The organism is Streptomyces sp. NPDC111628 (assembly GCF_055635195.1).
Map to the genome: position 1 here is coordinate 427,553 of NZ_JBVKBZ010000006.1, position 19,538 is coordinate 447,090.

Here is a 19,538-nt window from a genome sequence, read left to right on the forward strand (position 1 = left end):
GGCCCTTCGGCCGTGGTGGCGTGCAGACCGGAGCCGGTCAGACGCCGACCGGTTCTCCCCGCTCCCCGCGCTCGCCGTCCCGCTCCGGCGAGGCGATCGCCTCGGGCGACTCGTCGTGGGTGAGGTCCGGCAGCCGGTGCAGCCACTTGGGCAGGTACCAGTTGCGCTCGCCGAGCAGGGACATCACGGCCGGCAGCAGCACGCCCCGGATGATCGTCGCGTCGATCAGCACCGCCGCCGCCAGGCCCACGCCCATCTGCTTCATCGACTGCATGGACAGCGTGCCGAAGATGGCGAACACCGCGACCATGATGACGGCGGCGCTGGTGACGACCCCGGCCGTGGTGACCACACCGTGCTGGATCGCGTCCCGGGTGGAACGCCCGCGCAGCCGCGCCTCGCGGATCCGGGAGACCACGAACACGTGGTAGTCCATCGACAGGCCGAACAGGATCACGAAGAGGAACAGCGGCAGCCACGTGATGATGGCGCCCACGCCCTCCGCGCCCACCAGCGAGGCGCCCCAGCCGTGCTGGAAGACGGCGACCAGGATGCCGTACGCCGCGCCCACCGACAGCAGGTTGAGCACGATCGAGGTGAGCGCGACCGTCAGCGAGCGGAAGGACAGCAGCATCAGCAGGAAGGCGAAGACCACGACGAACACGAAGACCGGCAGGACCGAGCCGACGAGCTGGTCGTTGAAGTCCTTGTTGCCCGCCACCTGACCGGTGATGGGCGCCTCGACGCCCTCGACCTTGCCCAGCGTCGCCGGCCGCACGTCGTCCCGCAGCCTGTCCAGGCTCTCGCCCGCCTTGTCCTGGTCGGAACCGCCGACCAGCGGCACGTACACCAGCGCGACGTTCTGCTCGTCGTGCATCGTGATGTCCACCGGCCCGCGCGAGGCACCCGAACTGATCGCCCGTTCCCGGAAGTCGTCGAGCGCGGCCCGCACCTCGGGCGCGTTGATGTCGTCCGCCTTCACGACCACCTCGGCCGGGTCCGAACCGCCGGGGAAGGCCTCGTTGACCCGGTTGTACGTCTGCACGATGGGCAGCGAGTCGCCGAACTCCTGGTCCAGCGTGAGGTTCTGCGTCTTCATGCCCAGGGCGGGCGCGGCCACGGCCAGCAGCGCGCCCACGGCCACCACCGCCGCCAGCAGCGGCTTGGCCAGGACCCGCTTCAGCACGGCCGTCCAGAACCGGCTGCCCTCGCCCGCGGAGCCGCCGGGACGGCGCCGGCGCAGGAACGGCAGACGGCCCTTCTCCACCCGCTCACCCAGCAGGGACAGCAGCGCCGGCAGCACCGTCACCGAGCCGACCATGGCGACCGCGACCACCATGAGCGAGGCCAGGCCCATCGCCTCGAACTCGGCGATGCCGGTGAACAGCATGCCCGCCATCGCCACGCACACCGTGACACCGGAGACGACGATCGCCCGGCCACTGGTGGCGGCGGCGATCCTCAGCGCCGTCTGCGCGTCCCGTCCGGCGGCCCGCTCCTCGCGCTCCCGGCGCAGGTAGAACAGGCAGTAGTCGACGCCGACGGCCAGACCGACCAGCAGCATCACGGAGTTGGCGGTCTCGCTCATCGGCTGGAAGTGGCTGACCAGGCCCATCAGACCCATCGTCGCCACGATCGCGGTGATCGCCAGCGCCACCGGGACCAGCGCCGCCACCAGCGCGCCGAAGGCGACGAGCAGGATGCCCAGGGCCACCGGCACTGCCGAGTACTCGGCCTTCTTGAAGTCGTCGCCGAACGCGTCGTCGAACGTCTTCATCATGCTGGCGCCGCCGATCTCCTCGATCCGCAGCGACTCGTGCTCCTTCTGGACCCCCTCGACCGCCTTCAGCACCGGCTCGACCCGCTCGCCCGCGGTGTCCGCCTCGCCGCGCATGTCGAACTGCACCAGCGCGCTGCGGCCGTCCTTCGAGATCGTCTTCGCGTCGTAGGGCGAGGTGACGCCCGTGACCTTCCCGGTGCCCTCCACCGCCGTGACGACCGCGCCGACCGCGGCCCGGAACTCGGCGTCCGTGGCCTTCACCTCACCGGACCTGGCCTGGATCAGGACCGTCTCACTGGCCGGCTCGTCGATCCCGGCGTCCTCGACGATCCGGGCGGCGGTGTGCGTCTCGCCGCCCATCTGGTCGCTGTCCTTGACGTCGACCCGGCCGGCCGCCGAACCGAGCCCCATCGCCAGGACGACGAACAACACCCAGATCCCGACGGCGGCCCATCGGTGCCGGGCACTCCAGCCGCCCGCCCGGGCGGCTATGCCCCGCACCCGTGTCTCTCGGTTCCGCATGACCGGCCTGCCCCCTCATGAGCGGTGCCGGCCCCCTGCCGCCACCTTGCGTTTCGAAGGTATGGGCCGCGTAAGGCCGTCGCGTCGTGCTCCTCGGTGACGTGCGGCGGCGTCGTCTCATCCCTCCGTATCGCCGCCCTCACCGCTGAGGAGGATCCCCGCCCCTTACATCTACCGGGGGTGCCGGACAGCGAGGACTTTCCGAAGAGTTGTTGATTAAGTCACAGGTGCGTGTAGCTGTTGAACCCCGCACACCGCATCGGCGAGAGTGGCGCGCACGTCCGCCCCGCGCGGACCAGGCCGTCGTGCCCACCCCCACGGGGCACGACGGCCGTTCTATGGTGTGCCGATGACGACGATGTACGCGGCGCTGCTGCGCGGGATCAACGTGGGCGGCAGCCGGAAGGTCCCGATGGCCGACCTGCGCACGCTGCTGACCTCCCTCGGCCACGACGCCGTACGCACCCACCTGCAGAGCGGACAGGCCGTCTTCGCCTCGGCCCACGGCGACGAGGACTCCCTGGCCGCGGAGCTGGCGGAGGCGATCGAGAAGCGGTTCGGCTTCCCGGTGGACGTGATCGTGCGCGACCACGCCTACCTGAGCTCGGTCGTCGAGGCGTGCCCCTTCCCGGCCGCCGAACTGGAGGCCAAGCAGCTGCACGTCACCTACTTCTCCGCACCGGTCGACGCGGACCGCTTCGCGGCGATCGACGCACCGGCCTTCCACCCCGAGGAGTTCCGCCTCGGCGACCGCGCCCTGTACCTCTACGCGCCGGACGGGCTGGGCCGCTCCAAGCTCGCCGAAGCCCTCGCCAGGCCCCGCGTCAACAAGGGGCTGATCGCCACCAGCCGCAACTGGAACACGGTCACCAAGCTCGTGGAGCTGACGCACCCCTGACGCACCCCCGCCGCACCCTGACGGGCCCCGACGGTTCGTCGACCTCAGGCCCCGACCGCCAGCGCCACCGGCACCCGCGCCGCGTCGTACCGCTCCAGCAGGACCCGCGCCACCTCCGGTGCGGGACCCAGGACGTCCGCCAGCACGTCCGCCCCGGCCGCGCCCCGCGCGATGCGGTCCGGCAGGAAGCCCGGCGCCAGGACGTACGGGGCGACGGCGACGCGCGCACAGCCGAGCTCGCGCAACTGCCGCACCGCGTCCTCGGTGCGCGGAAGGGATGCGGAGGCGAACGCAGGCCGCACGGCGCACCAACCGGTGAGCCGCCACTCCCGCGCGATTTCAGCGATCACTGCGATCGCCTCCGGGTCGGAGGACCCCGCCGAGGCCAGCACGACCCCGGTCGAGGACTTGTCGGCGGGCGTCAGGCCCGCCTCGTACAGGCGCCGCTCCAGCGCCGACAGCAGCAGCGGTGAGGGGCCGAGCACCTCGGCCTGCCGGATCCTCAGCCGCGGCGGCGCCGCCGCCAGGACCGCGGGGATGTCCGCCTTGGCGTGGAAGGCGCGGGTCAGCAGCAGCGGCAGGGCCACCACGTCCCGCACTCCCTCCGTCTCCAGGGACTCGAGGACGCCCTGCACGGAGGGGACGTTGAAGTCCAGGAAGCCGGTCTCCACCCGCACGTCCGGGCGCAGCGCCCGCACCCGGCGGACCAGGGCGTGCACGGTCGCGGCGTGCCGCGGGTCGCGGCTGCCGTGAGCGACGACCAGGAGGACGGGGCGGACCGGCGCGGACATGGCGTACCTCAGCCCTTCACCAGCAGACCGCGGCTGCGCAGCACCCAGCGCTCCAGCGGGCTGAAGATGATCAGATCGATGGCGATGCCGACGACCAGGATGAGCAGGATGGCCTCGAAGACCATGGCCATGTCGCTGGCGTTGCGCCCGTTCTCCAGCAACTGCCCGAGGCCGACGCCCAGGTCGGGGAAGGAGGCGATGATCTCGGCGGCCATCAGCGAACGCCAGGAGAACGCCCAGCCCTGCTTGAGACCGGCGACGTAGCCGGGCAGCGCGGCCGGCAGCACGATGTGCCAGGTCCCCTTCAGCCCCGTCGCGCCCAGCGTGCGCCCCGCCCGCAGGAAGATCGGGGAGACCTGGTCGACGCCGGACACCAGGCCGTTGGCGATGGAGGGCACCGCGCCGAGCAGGATGACCGCGTACATCATCGAGTTGTTCAGACCCAGCCAGATCACGGCCGGCGGCACCCAGGCCACCGACGGCAGCGACTGGAGGCCGGACAGGATCGGGCCGATCGCCGCCCGCACGAACTTCACCCGCGCCACCAGCAGCCCCAGCGGAGTGCCGATGATCAGCGCGAAGCAGAAGCCGAGCAGACCGCGCGAGACGCTGGTCCAGATGTAGCCGAGCAGTTCGCCCTGGAGCCAGGCCTGGTGCAGCACGTCCCACACGTCGGACGGGGCGGGCAGCTTGGTCGGGTCGTCGACGATCTTGAAAGTGACCAGTGCCTGCCAGACCGCCAGCACCAGCAGGACCGCGACGGTGGGCGGCAGCACCTTCTCGACCAGGGTCTGCCGCAGCGGTGTGCGCCCCTGCTGCACCGACTCCAGTGCGTCCAGGCCCGCCTCCAGACCGGCGAGGTCGCCGCCGTCCTTCGGGCCCGCGCCCCCGGCGGGACGCGTCGTGTCAGTGCTGGCCATGTCGGCGGATCTCCCCACGCAGTTCTTCGGTGATCTCGACGGACAGCTCCGCCACGGCGGTGTCCTCGATACGGCGCGGCTGCGGAATGCCCACCGTCCACTCGCGCGCGATGCGCCCGGGACGGGAGGACAGCAGCACCACCCGCTCGGCCAGCCGCACGGCCTCGCGGACGTTGTGCGTCACGAACAGCACGGACACCTGCGTCTCGCGCCAGATGCGGGTCAGCTCGTCGTGCAGCACGTCCCGCGTGATGGCGTCCAGCGCCGCGAACGGCTCGTCCATCAGCAGCAGCTTGCTCTCCTGGGCGAGCGCCCGGGCCATCGCGACCCGCTGGCGCATCCCGCCCGACAGCTCGTGCACCCGCTTGCCGTACGCGCCCTTCAGGCGGACGAGTTCGAGCAGCTCCTCCGCCTTGTCGCGGCGCTCGGCCTTGGGCACACCCCGCAGCCTCAGGGCGAGTTCGATGTTCTTGCCCGCGGTCAGCCACGGGAACAGGGCGTGCTCCTGGAACATCAGGGCCGGCCGCCCGTCCGTGCTGATGCCGCCCGCGCTGGGCCGGTCCAGGCCCGCCACCAGGTTCAGCAGCGTGGACTTGCCGCAGCCGGAGGCTCCCAGGAGGGTGACGAACTCGCCGGGCGCGACATCGAGGGTGATGTCGTCCAGGACGAGCTGCTGCCCGGCGGGGCCCGCGAAGGACTTCGAGACGTGCTCGATGCGGGCCGCGTACTCGGCCGACTCGGTGCCGTCGGCGGCCTTGGCGAGGGTCGTGGTCGTGGCCATGGTCGTCACCTCCTGGGTGGTCGGATCCGGGCTCTACTCGACGCCGAGTCCGGCGTCGTCGACCGCGGGCTTGCCCTTGGCCTTGAGGACCTTGTTCAGCGGCGTCAGGTCGTAGATGCCGTTCAGGTCGGGCTCCTCCAGCAGACCGGCCTTCACGGCGTGCTCCGCCTGGGCGTCGAGGGTGGAGGCCAGCGGGTCGTCGGTGAGCCTGATCGACTCCCAGGCCGGGTCCAGCACGTCGGCGGGCAGCGCCTTGCCGGAGTCCTTCTCCAACTGCGTGTTCGCCGCGGTCTTCGCATCGTCCGGGTTGGCCGTGATCCACTCGTTGGTGTCGACCGACGCCCTGAGCACCGCCTCCACGGCCTTCGGGTGCTCCTTGAGGAACTTCTGCGACACGATGATGTTCGTGATCACGAACTTCTCGTCGGGCCACAGCGTCGACTCGTCCAGGAGCACCTTGCCGCCCTCGGCGACCAGCTTGGACGCGGTGGGCTCGGGCACCCAGGCGCCGTCCAGGGAGCCGGACCTGTAGGCGTCCGGGGTGACCTTGTTGTCGCTGCGGACCACCGTCACGTCGCCCTTGCCGCTCTGGGCGTCGACCTTCCAGCCCTGTTCGGCGATCCAGTTGAGGAACGCCACGTCCTGCGTGTTGCCGAGCTGCGGGGTGGCGATGCGCTTGCCCTTGACGTCCTTCAGGGACTTGATCTTGTCCGGGTTCACCACGAGCTTCACGCCGCCCGAGGCCGAACCGCCGATGATGCGCAGGTTCTTGCCGTCGGACTTGGCGTAGCCGTTGACCGCCGGGGACGGGCCGATCCAGCCGATGTCGATCGAGCCGGAGTTCAGCGCCTCGATCTCGGACGGCCCCGCGTTGAAGACCGCGTACTTGGCCTCGGTCGCGCCCAGCGCCTTCTGGAAGAAGCCCTTCTGGTTGGCGACCAGCGGGGTGGCGTGCGTGATGTTGCCGAAGTAGCCGATCCGGACCGAGTCGAGACCGTCGATCTTCTCGGCGCCCTCGGCGACCTTGGCGGTGTCGTCGTCCTTCGCCTGGGAGCCGTAGCCGCAGGCGGCCAGGGTGAGCAGCGGAAGGGCGGTTATGACCGCCAGGGTGCGGCGCAGGGCGGTGGTGGCAGGCACGGGAGGTGTTCCTCTCGTTGGTCCGGCACGCACGCCTGTCGGTTGGTCCGAGGTGTCAGGGCGTGGCCGGGAGGTCGGCAGGTCTTCGGCTGCGGGGGGTGAGGGCGCGCGAGCGGTGCGCGTACGTCAGCGCACACATCGCGCCACTCCGCCCTGCCCGCTGCCCAGGGCGCCGCTGCCGACGCGGCCGCCCTCCTTGGCGAACGTGGAGTAGAAGTCGGGGGAGGACATGCTCAGAAGTCCCACCCGTCGGCGTCGGCCGCGTCCTTGACCGGCTCCGGCGCGGCGAAGGACTCGCCGACCATGCCGGCCGTGAGCGTGGTGCCGTCGCTGGGGTCGATCAGGATGAACGAGCCGGTGCGCCGCGAGTCGGCGTAGGAGTCGGCGGGCAGCGGCTCGGCGGTGCGGACCTTCACGCGGCCGATGTCGTTGGCGACGAGCTGCCCGGGGTGCGGGTGCAGGGACAGGTCGTCCAGCGTGAGCCGGGCCGGGATGTCCTTGACGATCGCCTTGACGGTACGGGTGCCGTGCTTGAGCAGGACCCGGTGGCCCACGGTGAGCGGCGCGTCGGCGACGTGGCAGACGGTGGCCTCGACGTCCTGGCTGGTGGCCGGGGCGTCCTCGCTGGGCACGATCAGGTCGCCGCGCGAGACGTCGATGTCGTCCTCCAGGAGCAGCGTCACCGACTGCGGCGTCCAGGCCGCGTCGACCGGCTCGCCGAGCACGTCGATGGCGGACACCTTCGAGGTGCGGCCCGAGGGCAGCACGGTGACCTCGTCGCCCACCCGGAAGGTGCCGGCGGCGATCTGCCCCGCGTAGCCGCGGTAGTCGGGGTGCTCGGCGGTCCGCGGCCGGATCACGTACTGCACGGGCAGCCGGGCGTGGCAGTGCGCCAGGTCGTGGCTGACCGGGACGGTCTCCAGGTGTTCCAGCACGGTCGGGCCGCCGTACCAGTCCATGACCGCCGACGCCTCCACCACGTTGTCGCCCTCCAGGGCCGAGATGGGGATCGCGGTGACCTCCGGGACGCCCAGCTCGGTGGCGTACGCCGTGAACTCCTCGGCGATCGCCGCGAACACGGACTCCTGGTAGTCGACCAGGTCCATCTTGTTGACGGCGAGGACGACGTGCGGGACGCGCAGCAGGGCGGCGATCGCGGCGTGCCGGCGGGTCTGCTCGACGACGCCGTTGCGGGCGTCGACCAGGATCACCGTCAGCTCGGCCGTGGAGGCGCCGGTGACCATGTTCCGCGTGTACTGCACGTGCCCGGGAGTGTCGGCCAGGATGAACCGGCGGCGCGGGGTGGCGAAGTAGCGGTAGGCCACGTCGATGGTGATGCCCTGCTCGCGCTCGGCCCTGAGGCCGTCGGTGAGCAGCGCGAGGTCCGGGGCCTCCTGGCCGCGGCTCGCGGAGGCGCGCTCGACGGCCTCCAGCTGGTCGGTGAGGACCGACTTGGAGTCGTGCAGCAGCCGGCCGACCAGCGTGGACTTGCCGTCGTCGACCGAGCCGGCGGTGGCGAACCGCAGCAGGGTCGTCTCCGACAACTGCCAGACCGACAGCGGCTCGACGGGTTCAGTGGTGCTGGTCATGTCTAGAAGTACCCCTCGCGCTTGCGGTCTTCCATCGCGGCCTCGGACATCTTGTCGTCGGCGCGGGTGGCGCCGCGTTCGGTGAGCCGGGTGACGGCGATCTCGGCGATGACCTTCTCGATGTCGTCGGCGTCGGAGTCGACGGCGCCGGTGCAGGACATGTCGCCGACGGTGCGGTAGCGGACCCGGCGCTTCTCGGTCGTCTCGCCGTCCTTCGGGCCGCCCCACTCACCGGCCGTCAGCCACATGCCGGAGCGGGCGAAGACCTCGCGCTCGTGGGCGTAGTAGATCTGCGGCAGCTCGATGCCCTCGCGGGCGATGTACTGCCACACGTCCAGCTCGGTCCAGTTGGAGAGCGGGAAGACCCGGACGTGCTCGCCGGGGGCGTGCCGGCCGTTGTACAGGTTCCACAGCTCGGGGCGCTGGCGGCGCGGGTCCCACTGGGAGAACTCGTCGCGCAGCGAGAACACCCGCTCCTTGGCCCGGGCCTTCTCCTCGTCGCGGCGCCCGCCGCCGAAGACCGCGTCGAACTTCTCCGCCTGGATCTTCTCGGTCAGCGGCAGCGTCTGGAGGGGGTTGCGGGTGCCGTCCGGGCGCTCCTTGAGCACCCCGCGGTCGATGTAGTCCTGCACGGAGGCGACGTGCAGCCGCAGCCCGTGCCGCTCGACCGTGCGGTCGCGGTAGTCGAGGACCTCGGGGAAGTTGTGCCCGGTGTCCACGTGCAGCAGGGAGAACGGCACCGCCGCCGGGGCGAACGCCTTCAGCGCCAGGTGGAGCATCAGGATCGAGTCCTTGCCGCCGGAGAAGAGGATCACCGGCCGCTCGAACTCGCCCGCCACCTCGCGGAAGATGTGCACGGCCTCCGATTCGAGTGCGTCGAGGTGGGAGAGGGCGTACGGGCCCGCCGTACCCTCCCGTGCCGCTTCGGCGGTCGTCGTCATGCCAGTCCCCTTTCGGTGAGCAGCGCGTGGACCGCCGCGGCGGACTCCTGCACGGTCTGGTCCTGCGACTCGATGCGCAGGTCGGGCTTGACGGGCTCCTCGTACGGGTCGTCCACCCCGGTGAGCCCCGTCAGCTCGCCCGCGGCCTGCTTGGCGTACAGGCCCTTCACGTCGCGCACCGAGCACACCTCGACCGGCGTGGCCACGTGCACCTCGACGTACGCCGTGCCGTTCGCCCCGTGCCGCTCGCGCACCGCGTCGCGGCTTTCCGCGTACGGCGCGATCACCGGGACCAGGGCCGTGACGCCGTTGCGGGCGAGCAGTTCGGCGACGAAGCCGATGCGCTGCACGTTGGTGTGCCGGTCCGCGCGGTCGAAGCCGAGGCCCGCGGAGAGGAACTCGCGGATCTCGTCGCCGTCGAGCAGTTCGACGCGCCGGCCCTCCTCACGGAGGCGGTCGGCCAGCTCGCGGGCGATGGTGGTCTTGCCGGCGCTGGGCAGCCCCGTGAGCCAGACGGTGGCTCCGGTCGTCACGTGGTTCTCCCTGGATCTCGATGGTCCGGTGGTGGCCGGTCCCGGGTTGGTGGCCGGTCCCGTGGTGGTCGTCGGTCCCGTGGTGGTCGGTCCGGTGGTCGTCGTCATGTCAGCCGTGCAGTCCGCACTCGGTCTTCGAGCGGCCCGCCCAGCGTCCGGCGCGGGCGTCCTCGCCCTCCAGCACACGACGGGTGCAGGGCGCGCAGCCCACGGAGGCATAGCCGTCCATCAGCAACGGGTTGGTGAGGACGCCGTGCTCGGTGACGTACGTTTGCACATCTTCCTGTGACCACTTGGCGATGGGCGAGATCTTCACCTTGCCCCGCTTCTCGTCCCAGCCGACGACCGGCGTGTTCGCCCGGGTCTCCGACTCGTCGCGGCGCAGCCCGGTCGCCCAGGCCTGGTAGCCCTTCAGGCCCTCCTCCAGCGGCTTCACCTTGCGCAGCGCGCAGCACAGGTCGGGGTCGCGGTCGTGCAGCCGCGGGCCGTACTCGGCGTCCTGCTCGGCGACCGTCTGCCGGGGCGTGAGCGTGATGACGTTCACGTCCATCACGGCCTCGACCGCGTCGCGGGTGCCGATGGTCTCCGGGAAGTGGTAGCCGGTGTCGAGGAACACCACGTCCACGCCGGGCAGGGCGCGGGAGGCCAGGTGGGCGACGACCGCGTCCTCCATGGAGGAGGTCACGCAGAAGCGGGCGCCGAAGTTCTCGGCCGCCCACCGGAGGATCTCCAGCGCGGTGGCGTCCTCCAGCTCACGGCCCGCCCGCTCGGCCAGCGCCTTGAGGTCCTCGGCCGTACGTTCTTCCTGAACCGCCGTCATGTCGGTTCCCCTCCCGTGGAGTCGGACTGAAGGCCCCGGGCGAGCAGCCCGAGGAACTTCAGCTGGAAGGCGCGGTTGCACGCCCCGCATTCCCAGGCGCCGTGGCCCTGCTCACCCGGACGCAGGTCCTCGTCGCCGCAGTAGGGGCAGTAGAAGGGCGCGGCGCGCTCGCTCACGACAGGGCCTCCTCGGAGGCCCGGGACGCCCAGGCGGCGAAGCGCTCGCCGTCCTCGCGTTCGGCCTGGAAGCGGGTGAGGACGCGCTCCACGTAGTCCGGCAGCTCCTGGGCGGTGACCTTCAGGCCGCGCACCTTGCGCCCGAAGCCGGCCTCCAGGCCGAGGGCGCCGCCCAGGTGCACCTGGTAGCCCTCGACCTGCTCGCCGTGCTCGTCGAGCATGAGCTGGCCCTTGAGACCGATGTCCGCGGTCTGGATGCGGGCACAGGCGTTCGGGCAGCCGTTGAGGTTGATGGTGAGGGGCTCGTCGAAGTCCGGGAGGCGGCGCTCCAGCTCGTCGATGAGCGAGGCGCCGCGCGCCTTGGTCTCGACGATGGCGAGCTTGCAGAACTCGATGCCGGTGCAGGCCATGGTGCCGCGCCGGAAGGTGGAGGGCCTGGCGGTGAGGTCCAGCGCCTCCAGGGACTCGACCAGCGAGTCGACCTGCGCCTCCTCGACGTCGAGGACGATCATCTTCTGCTCGACCGTGGTGCGCACCCGGCCCGAGCCGTGCGCCTCCGCCAGGTCGGCGACCTTGGTCAGGATCGTGCCGTCGACGCGGCCGACGCGCGGGGCGAAGCCGACGTAGTAGCGGCCGTCCTTCTGGCGGTGCACGCCGATGTGGTCCCGCCAGCGGCTGCTGGGCTCGGCGGGTGCCGGGCCGTCGGTCAGCTTCCGCTTCAGGTACTCGTCCTCGAGCACCTGGCGGAACTTCTCCGCGCCCCAGTCGGCGACCAGGAACTTCAGGCGGGCGCGGTTGCGCAGCCGCCGGTAGCCGTAGTCGCGGAAGATGGAGATGACGCCCTCGTAGACGTCGGGTACGTCGTCGATCGGCACCCAGGCGTTCAGCCGCACGCCCAGCTTGGGGTTGGTGGACAGGCCGCCGCCGACCCACAGGTCGAAGCCCGGCCCGTGCTCGGGGTGCTCGACCCCGACGAACGCCACGTCGTTGATCTCGTGCACGACGTCCTGCACCGGCGACCCGGAGATCGCGGTCTTGAACTTGCGGGGGAGGTTCGAGTACGCCGGGTTGTTCAGGACCCGGCGCTTCATCTCCTCCAGCGCCGGTGTGCCGTCGATGATCTCGTCCTCGGCGATGCCCGCCACGGGGGAGGCGATCATCACGCGGGGCGTGTCGCCGCAGGCGGTCACCGTGGACAGGCCGACGCCCTCCAGGCGGTTCCAGATCTCCGGCACGTCCTCGATCCGGATCCAGTGGTACTGGACGTTCTGCCGGTCGGTGATGTCGGCCGTGCCGCGTGCGAACTCCTGCGAGATCTCGCCGACGACCCGCAGCTGAGCCGTGGTCAGGGCGCCGCCGTCGATGCGGACGCGGAGCATGAAGTAGCGGTCGTCCAGCTCCTCCGGCTCGAGGATCGCGGTCTTGCCGCCGTCGATGCCCTGGCGACGCTGGGTGTACAGCCCCCACCAGCGCATACGGCCGCGCAGGTCGCCGGGGTCGATCGAGTCGAAGCCGCGCTTGGAGTAGATCGTCTCAATACGTGTCCGAACGTTGAGACCGTCGTCGTCCTTCTTGGTCTGCTCGTTGCCGTTGAGCGGGGTGAAGTGTCCGGCCGCCCACTGGCCCTCGCCGCGGTGACGGCTCACCTTGCGGCGCGGGGTCGCGGCAGCGGAGTCGGGCGGGGTGGCGGCCATGGGTGACACGTCCTTTGGTGACAGGCGAAATGCGGCTCTGACCTGCGCGCATGGCGCGTGGCACTACGTGGGCATACGTGAGACACGCGTGCGCGTCATTGCGCGGGAGCGAGGCGAATGCGGGGAATCCGGAGGTGCTGGAGGGTGCTCTCAGCGGCCCGGACAGATGGCGCTGGACATGCGGCCGAGGTCGACGTGCCGCCGACTCACCAAGGCAATTCCAGTTCCAGGCATGACGGAAGCGTGGCACGGCGATCTGTAGCTGGTCCAGCTTAATCCAAAATGTGGACACCCTTGTCTCGTGGAGCGAGACATGGGTGTCGTTGGTCACACGTGCGGTGAGCGGTCGGCCGGACGGCCGAAAACCGACGTGTCGGCGCAGGTCAGGCGGGGAAGGCCCCGGGCCACGGCCCGGGGGTGGCCACGTCCGCCTCCTCCTCCACCTTGGTGTCGAACAGCCGGAAGCCGCGGCGCTGGTAGTTGTCCATGGCGAACTCGCCGTCCTTGCTGCAGGTGTGCAGCCACACCCGCTTCGTGACGGCCAGCCCCGGCCAGCGCTCCGCCAGGTCCCAGGCCCGGGCGGTGCCGTACGAGAGGAGGTGGCCGCCGATGCGCCGGCCGCGGAAGGCCGCGATCAGGCCGAAGTACTCGATCTCCACGACCCCGTCGTCGCCGGGCGTCAGCTCCACGTATCCGGCGGGCGTGCCGCGGTCGTGGGCGACCCAGGTCTCCACGCCCGGCCGCTCCAGGTGCTCCCGCCACCGCGCGTGGCTCCAGCCGAGCCGGTCCGTCCAGCGGATGTCGCCGCCGACCGAGGCGTACAGGAAACGGCTGAACTCGGGGGAGGGCACCTCGGCGCGGACGATCCGGACGTCCCCCTCCGGTGCGGCGGCCGGCAGCAGATCGGTGGGCGCCGTCTGCTCCAGGGACCACGTGGTCACGGCGATGTTGGTCATGCCGGTCAGGGAATCATCCGCTCCGCGGATCTGTCGATCCCGCCCGGCACCTCAGTCGAGCGCGTCCTCGATCGACGTCAGCGGCAGCGCGAACAGCATGCGGCCGGACTGCGACCAGACCTCGCCGGTCCGCTCCGAGTACGACATCGAGCCCGCCGGTCCGCTCCAGCACTGCTGCGACCGGTCCGCCCCGCACTCCGCGGCCCGGGCGCCCTCCGTGTCCTGGCGCCACAGGGTCCCGCGCCCGTCCTGCCCGCCGGCCGCGCGTCCCACGTACCAGTGGGACCGGGTCGCGCCGGGCGGCCGGTACGACAGCACGCCCCCGACCTCGGCCGCCCCGGTCTCGTACGCCTCGACCGCGTCCACATGGCCGGCGGAGTCCGTGGCGGGCAGTCCGGTGCGGCCGGGATCCGTGGCCGTGCGCAGCGCGTAGCGCCACAGGCGGGTGGGCCGGTCGCCGTCCGCGGCCACGTGCTCCGTGGCGACCAGGCTGTCGGGGGTGGTGCCGCGGTCCAGGGAGATCGCGCCGGGGCGGGCCGCGCCGTCGGTGTCGGGCAGCCGGTAGGAGGCGATGGCGGGCAGTACGTACCGGTGGCCGCCCGCCGCCCAGCCGCCGGGCACCCGCCCGACGGCGTCCGCCGCGGTGGTGGCGCGCTGGACCCGCTCCACGTCGTACACGTACAGCGCGTCGCGGTCCCCGGCGGCGGTGGTGACCAGCAGCTTGTCCTGGTACCAGACCATGCCGGTGACGGGCGAGGCGAGCCCCCGGTAGTCGTGGCCGCCGTCGACCGGGACGGCGAGGAGCGCCGAGGTGTAGCCGAGTCGGCCGGGGTCGTCGGCGTCGACGAAGGAGACCCGGGCGAGGCCGCCCTGGGGCGTGCCGTCGTCTCGGGACCAGGCGGAGAGGATGACGCGGTGGGTGCCCCAGCGGCCGTCCTCGTCGGCGTCCCCGGAGGTGGTGACCGCGCCGGGGCTCCAGCCCGCGGTGTCGGCCTCGTCCCAGCAGTAGGCGCGGGTGGCGGCGGGGGAGACCGGCAGTGCCTCGCGCTCACCGGCCGTGCAGTCGGCGGCGTCGCGCAGGGTGTGGTCGGCGGACTCGAGGACGGTGTCGACGCCCACCGGGTCGCCCATCGCGGCGGAGAGCCGGTCGAGCCAGGTCGTCGGCACCCGGTGCTCGGTCAGGCGCAGTGCGTCGGTCTCGGCGGCGGAGGTGAGGGGCTTGAGGGCGCCGGGGTCGTCGGCGACCGTGGCCTGCGAGGCGCTGATCAGCGTGGCAGCACCGGTCAGTGCGAGGGCGGCACCCGTCAGGGCGGCGCGCAGTGCCCTGCCCCGTCTGCGCCGGCGGTGTCTGCCGCGCTGCTTCATCGATCCTCCACGGACGCCGGACCAACTGCGCTCGACGGTGGTCGCGTTGCCCGAGGAGCGGATGGGACGGTCCATCAAGGATGCTACGGCAGACGGACCCCCCGGCGGACGCAGACGATGCAAATATGCGAAATCAACCTGCCTTTACGGCCATCCGGGGCGCCCCCCCGACGCCCCGTCACGGCACCCCCGGCGACACCCGCCGCCGCGCCACCGCCGGAGCCGTGGAGTGGGGGAGCAGGTCCTGGAGGTCGGCCGGGAGCAGGATCTCCACTTCCGCGTCCTCGCAGAAACGATACGGCCGGTGTTCCAGATACGCCCCGAGGTACCTCCGCACCCGCGACATCTCGGCCCGTACCGTCACCGTGCGGGCCGGGTCGCCGAACATGTCCCCGGCCAGCCCGGCGGCACTGCGGCCACCCCGGTGCACCGCCAGCAGGTACAGCAACTCCGCGTGCCGCGGACTCAGTTCCCGCGCCCAGTCCTCCGCGCCGCCCAGCACCCGTACCGACCAGCGGCGCGGCTGCGCGAGGTCGAGCACGATCCGGGTCGCGTCCTGCGGCACCGGCCCCGCCGCGGCCCGCACCAGCCAGCCCTCGGCCAGCGGCTCCACCGTGCACGCCCCGAACGCCGGCAGCCACCGCGTGCCCGCCTCCGGCGACTTGGGCAGCACCACCCGGTCCAGGTAGGGCATCCCCGTCACGGCCGCCGTCCAGCCGTCCCGGTCGGTGACCAGCGCCCGCCCCTCCAGCCGGGCCAGCGTCGGAGCCGCCACGGCCCGCAACCGGTCAAGCGAGCGCGTGTGCAGCTCCCGCAGCCTGGCCTCGGCCAGCTTGGCCACCGAGTCGACCCAGGCCAGGGTCGCCGGGTGCATCGTCTCCAGCGGGCCGCTCACGTCGACCACGCCGAGCAGCCGCCCGCTGCGCGGGTCGGTGATCGGCGCCCCGGCGCAGGTCCAGGTCGCCTGCGACCGCACGAAGTGTTCGGAGGCGAAGACCTGTACGGGCCGCCGGGTCACCGCCGGCGTCCCCACGCCGTTGGTGCCGACCACCTCCTCGCGCCAGTCCGCCCCGAGTTCGAACCCGAGCCCGTCGGCACGGCGCAGCACCCTCGCGCTGCCCTCGCGCCACAGCACCCGGCCGTCCTCGTCGGCGACCACCATGATGTGGTGGGCCACGTCCGCGACCGACAGCAGCGCCTCCCGCAGCACCGGCAGGACGTGCCGCAGCTCCGAGCACGCGCGCCGCCGCAGCACCTCCTCCGGCGTCAGCAGGCCGGAACGGAAGTCGTGCTCCGGATCGACGCCGCTGCGCAGCATCCGGTCCCAGGACTGCTCGATCACCGGACGCGGCGCCACCGGAGCCCGCCCGCCCGAGAGTCTCGCGGAGCGGACCTCGCTGAGCATCCGAGCCGCACGCGCCGTGTCGGCGGCGGCGAACTGTGTCACGTCCATGGGCGAGAGCGCCACGGGACCTCGTCCTTCCGGAAGTCGGATGTTCGTCTCATACTGACCGGTTGCCCACGCCGGACGGGCACAGTCCGCACACAGCCGACCGCAAGTTGCAACCCCCTGCAACCCTGGTGGACGACTTCACGGGTGTCCAAACTTGAACCACGCCGTCCCGAGCGGCGTACGCGGCCTGAACGGGCCCGTGTGGCGGGGGTGGTGCCGTGTCGGCGCAGCACCACCCCCGCGCCACGCGGCCGGAATCAGACCACGGGCCGCGCCCGCTCCACCACCGCCGCCAGGTCCAGGGTCGGCGGCAGCGTGCCGAACGCCGCGCCCCCGTCGCCGCCCAGCCGCGAGGCGCAGAACGCGTCGGCGACCTCCGGCGGCGCGTACCGCACCAGCAGCGCGCCCTGGAGCACCAGCGCCAGCCGCTCGGCCAGCAGCCGCGCCCGGCCCTCGGCGGCCGCCAGGTCGGCAAGCTCCGTCAGCAGGTCCCGGATCGCCGCGTCCAGCCGGTGATCGGCCCCGCGCGCCGCGCCCACCTCGGTCAGATACGCGTCCAGTGCCGCCGGTTCCCGGCCCAGCGCCCGCAGCACGTCCAGCGCCTGCACGTTCCCGGCGCCCTCCCAGACCGAGTTCAGCGGCGACTCGCGCACCAGCCGGGGCAGCCCGGACTCCTCGACGTACCCGTTGCCGCCGAGGCACTCGGCCGCCTCCACCGCCACCGGCGCGCACCGCTTGGTCACCCAGTACTTGGCCGCCGGCACCGCGAGACGCAGCAGCGCCCGCTCCCGCTCGTCGCCGCCCGCGGCGGCGTCGCAGGCCGCCGCGAGCCGCAGCCCGAGCGTGGTGGCCGCCTCCGACTCGATCGCGAGGTCCGCGAGGACGTTGCGCATCAGCGGCTGGTCGGCCAGCTTCGCGCCGAACGCCTCGCGGTACCCGCAGTGGTGCACCGCCTGCGCCACCGCCTGCCGCATCAGGCCCGCCGAGCCCAGCACGCAGTCCAGCCGGGTCGCCGCCACCATGTCGATGATCGTGGGCACCCCGCGCCCCTCCGCGCCGACCCGGCGCGCCCAGGTCCCGGCGAACTCGACCTCGGCGGAGGCGTTGGACCGGTTGCCCAGCTTGTCCTTGAGGCGCTGGATCAGAAACACGTTGCGGGTGCCGTCCGCCAGCACGCGCGGCACCAGGAAGCAGGTCAGCCCTCCCCCGTTGCCTTCGGCACGGGCGGTACCCCCAGGGGCCCGCGCCAGGACCAGGAAGCCGTCCGACATCGGCGCCGAGCAGAACCACTTGTGCCCGGTCAGCTCGTACGTCCCGTCCTCGGCCAGCGGACGCGCCGCCGTGCTGTTCGCCCGTACGTCGCTGCCGCCCTGCTTCTCCGTCATGCCCATCCCGAACAGCACCCCGGCCTTCAGGTGAGCGGGCCGCAGCTCCCGGTCGTAGACCCGGGAGGTGAGCCGGGGCTCCCACTCGGCGGCCAGCTCCGGGTCGGCGCGCAGGGCGGGCACCGCCGCGTGGGTCATCGACAGCGGACAGCAGTTGCCCGCCTCCACCTGGGTCCACATCAGGAACGCGGCCGCGCGCCGCACGTGCCCGCCCGGCCGCGACCAGGCGTCGGTCAGGCCCGCCGAGACGCCCTTGCCGAGCAGCCGGTGCCAGGCGGGGTGGAAGTCGACCTCGTCGACGCGGTGCCCGTAGCGGTCGTGGGTGCGCAGCACCGGCGGGTGGGCGTTGGCCTGCGCGCCCCACTCCTGGGTCTGGAACGATCCGCAGCCCCGGCCGAGCCCCGACAGCTCGGCGAGCGCCTCCTCGCGCGCTCCCGCCGTCAGCTGCCGCCCGACCGCCTCCGCCAGGGCCCGGTCGGAGGTGAAGACGTCGTAGCCGGTCAGCGGCGGCGCCTGATTCGTCACGGTGTGGGTACTGCCTGCCATGGACGTGAACCTACCGTGCCGGGGCACCGCGACGGGGGCGTACGCGATCACCGGGCGTCCGCGGACGAGTGCGGCCCTCCGCGCCGGATACCTTTAGGGCGTGCAGCCAGCAAGTGACTCTCCCGAACGGCCCTCGGGCCGGCTCCACCGTGCCCGGGTCCTGTACCGGAACGTCTCCAAACGCAGGACCGCCTGGCTGCTGCTGAAGGACACGGTCAACTCGTGCATGGAGTACCGCATCCTCGGCCTTGCCGCCGAGGCCGCCTTCTTCACCCTGCTCTCGGTGCCGCCCCTTCTGCTGAGCCTCCTCGGACTGCTCGGCTACGTCGACTCCTGGATCGGCGCCGACACCACCGAGAGCCTGCGCGACAACATCCTGGACGCCTCCCGCGCGGTGCTCTCCGAGAAGGGCGTCCGGCAGATCACCGAGCCGATCCTGGACGACGTGATGAAGGGCGGCCGGCCCGACGTCATCTCCATCGGCTTCCTCTTCGCCCTGTGGTCCGGCTCCCGCGCGGTGAACGTCTTCATCGACACCATCACCGTGATGTACGGCCTCGACGGCGTCCGGGGCATCGTCAGGACCCGCCTGATGGCCTTCCTCCTCTTCATCGTGGCCCTGCTGATCGGGTCGATCGCGCTGCCGCTGATGGTGGCGGGACCGGACGCCGTGGTGCGGGTCGTGCCCTGGTCGACGACGGTCGTACAGGTGCTGTACTGGCCGGTCGTCATCATCCTCTCGGTGGCCTTCCTGACCACGCTGTACCACGTGTCGGTGCCCGTGCGCTCGCCCTGGATCGAGGACGTCCCCGGCGCGCTGGTCGCCCTCGCCATGTGGGTGCTGGGCAGCTTCCTGCTGCGCATCTACCTCACCAGCACCGTCGAGGGCCCCACCATCTACGGCTCCCTCGCCGCGCCCGTCGCCGTGCTGCTGTGGATCGGGGTGTCCGCGTTCGCGGTGCTCGTCGGCGCCGCGGTCAACGCGGCCATCGACCGGGTGTGGCCGGCCGCCGCGACCGCCGCCGCCCGCGAGGCCAACGAGCGACTGCGCCAGGCCCAGGTCGCCGAGTACGTGGCCCGTACCACCGCGAACGGAGAGGGCGACCCGGACATGCCCTCCGAGTTCCCCGAGCGCTGGTCCCGCTTCCTGCCCCCCGAGGACGTCACGGCCCGTCTGCGCACCCACCCGAAAAGCGCGCCTCCCGCGAACCACACCCACCCTCACCATCACGGCGACGACGCCTCCTGAGG

18 protein-coding genes are annotated in these 19,538 nt (G+C 72.1%); 2 read left to right on the forward strand and 16 right to left on the reverse strand.

Annotated features, from left to right (window positions below; translation table 11 throughout):
* Positions 1 to 37 precede the first annotated feature (37 nt).
* Complete coding sequence (locus ACZ7MF_RS31330) at positions 38 to 2,302, reverse strand: MMPL family transporter (RefSeq protein WP_471481631.1); 2,265 nt, start codon at positions 2,300 to 2,302, stop codon at positions 38 to 40.
* A 349-nt stretch (positions 2,303 to 2,651) separates the two neighbouring features.
* Between ACZ7MF_RS31330 and ACZ7MF_RS31335 the strand changes: the two genes are divergently transcribed.
* Positions 2,652 to 3,200: a DUF1697 domain-containing protein gene (locus tag ACZ7MF_RS31335; protein WP_471481632.1), complete on the forward strand. Its 549-nt coding sequence runs from the start codon at positions 2,652 to 2,654 to the stop codon at positions 3,198 to 3,200.
* A gap of 44 nt (positions 3,201 to 3,244) precedes the next feature.
* On the opposite strand, the gene ACZ7MF_RS31340 is transcribed toward ACZ7MF_RS31335, so the two are convergent.
* From ACZ7MF_RS31340 to ACZ7MF_RS31410, 15 genes are all read right to left on the reverse strand, one after another.
* On the reverse strand, positions 3,245 to 3,991 hold the full coding sequence (locus ACZ7MF_RS31340) for a sirohydrochlorin chelatase (protein WP_471481633.1): 747 nt from the start codon (positions 3,989 to 3,991) through the stop codon (positions 3,245 to 3,247).
* An 8-nt stretch (positions 3,992 to 3,999) separates the two neighbouring features.
* Positions 4,000 to 4,911 carry an ABC transporter permease gene (locus tag ACZ7MF_RS31345; RefSeq protein WP_471481634.1) on the reverse strand — a complete coding sequence of 304 codons (912 nt, stop codon included), beginning with the start codon at positions 4,909 to 4,911 and terminating at the stop codon, positions 4,000 to 4,002.
* Positions 4,898 to 5,692, reverse strand: coding sequence for an ABC transporter ATP-binding protein (locus ACZ7MF_RS31350; RefSeq protein WP_356856981.1), 795 nt, complete (start codon positions 5,690 to 5,692; stop codon positions 4,898 to 4,900). The genes ACZ7MF_RS31345 and ACZ7MF_RS31350 overlap by 14 nt, the downstream gene beginning before the upstream one ends.
* A gap of 33 nt (positions 5,693 to 5,725) precedes the next feature.
* On the reverse strand, positions 5,726 to 6,829 hold the full coding sequence (locus tag ACZ7MF_RS31355; protein ID WP_471481635.1) for an aliphatic sulfonate ABC transporter substrate-binding protein: 1,104 nt from the start codon (positions 6,827 to 6,829) through the stop codon (positions 5,726 to 5,728).
* Positions 6,830 to 7,062: 233 nt separating this feature from the next.
* A complete protein-coding gene (locus tag ACZ7MF_RS31360) occupies positions 7,063 to 8,418 on the reverse strand; it encodes a sulfate adenylyltransferase subunit 1 (protein ID WP_471481636.1) in 1,356 nt (451 codons plus the stop codon).
* A gap of 2 nt (positions 8,419 to 8,420) precedes the next feature.
* Positions 8,421 to 9,359 carry a sulfate adenylyltransferase subunit CysD gene (cysD, locus tag ACZ7MF_RS31365; RefSeq protein ID WP_356856975.1) on the reverse strand — a complete coding sequence of 313 codons (939 nt, stop codon included), beginning with the start codon at positions 9,357 to 9,359 and terminating at the stop codon, positions 8,421 to 8,423.
* Positions 9,356 to 10,000, reverse strand: coding sequence for an adenylyl-sulfate kinase (gene cysC, locus ACZ7MF_RS31370; protein ID WP_471481637.1), 645 nt, complete (start codon positions 9,998 to 10,000; stop codon positions 9,356 to 9,358). Before cysC ends, cysD begins: the two co-directional genes overlap by 4 nt.
* A gap of 1 nt (position 10,001) precedes the next feature.
* Positions 10,002 to 10,712 (reverse strand): phosphoadenylyl-sulfate reductase, encoded by a 711-nt coding sequence (locus tag ACZ7MF_RS31375; RefSeq protein ID WP_471481638.1) that lies wholly within the window; start codon positions 10,710 to 10,712, stop codon positions 10,002 to 10,004.
* Positions 10,709 to 10,888 carry a hypothetical protein gene (locus ACZ7MF_RS31380; protein ID WP_159328176.1) on the reverse strand — a complete coding sequence of 60 codons (180 nt, stop codon included), beginning with the start codon at positions 10,886 to 10,888 and terminating at the stop codon, positions 10,709 to 10,711. Before ACZ7MF_RS31380 ends, ACZ7MF_RS31375 begins: the two co-directional genes overlap by 4 nt.
* On the reverse strand, positions 10,885 to 12,582 hold the full coding sequence (gene sirA / locus ACZ7MF_RS31385) for a sulfite reductase SirA (RefSeq protein ID WP_471481639.1): 1,698 nt from the start codon (positions 12,580 to 12,582) through the stop codon (positions 10,885 to 10,887). Before sirA ends, ACZ7MF_RS31380 begins: the two co-directional genes overlap by 4 nt.
* A gap of 150 nt (positions 12,583 to 12,732) precedes the next feature.
* On the reverse strand, positions 12,733 to 12,897 hold the full coding sequence (locus ACZ7MF_RS31390) for a putative leader peptide (RefSeq protein WP_471481640.1): 165 nt from the start codon (positions 12,895 to 12,897) through the stop codon (positions 12,733 to 12,735).
* A gap of 68 nt (positions 12,898 to 12,965) precedes the next feature.
* Positions 12,966 to 13,538 carry a GNAT family N-acetyltransferase gene (locus ACZ7MF_RS31395; RefSeq protein WP_471481641.1) on the reverse strand — a complete coding sequence of 191 codons (573 nt, stop codon included), beginning with the start codon at positions 13,536 to 13,538 and terminating at the stop codon, positions 12,966 to 12,968.
* 51 nt (positions 13,539 to 13,589) lie between these two features.
* The gene (locus ACZ7MF_RS31400) at positions 13,590 to 14,903 is read right to left on the reverse strand and encodes a hypothetical protein (RefSeq protein WP_471481859.1); all 1,314 of its coding nucleotides are present in this window, start codon (positions 14,901 to 14,903) and stop codon (positions 13,590 to 13,592) included.
* A 178-nt stretch (positions 14,904 to 15,081) separates the two neighbouring features.
* Positions 15,082 to 16,371 (reverse strand): GAF domain-containing protein, encoded by a 1,290-nt coding sequence (locus ACZ7MF_RS31405; protein ID WP_471481642.1) that lies wholly within the window; start codon positions 16,369 to 16,371, stop codon positions 15,082 to 15,084.
* A gap of 242 nt (positions 16,372 to 16,613) precedes the next feature.
* Positions 16,614 to 18,287, reverse strand: coding sequence for an acyl-CoA dehydrogenase family protein (locus ACZ7MF_RS31410; RefSeq protein ID WP_471481643.1), 1,674 nt, complete (start codon positions 18,285 to 18,287; stop codon positions 16,614 to 16,616).
* A gap of 100 nt (positions 18,288 to 18,387) precedes the next feature.
* On the opposite strand from ACZ7MF_RS31410, the gene ACZ7MF_RS31415 reads away from it, so the two are divergent.
* Positions 18,388 to 19,536, forward strand: a complete 1,149-nt coding sequence (locus tag ACZ7MF_RS31415) for a YihY/virulence factor BrkB family protein (RefSeq protein ID WP_471481644.1) — start codon at positions 18,388 to 18,390, stop codon at positions 19,534 to 19,536.
* Positions 19,537 to 19,538 lie beyond the last annotated feature (2 nt).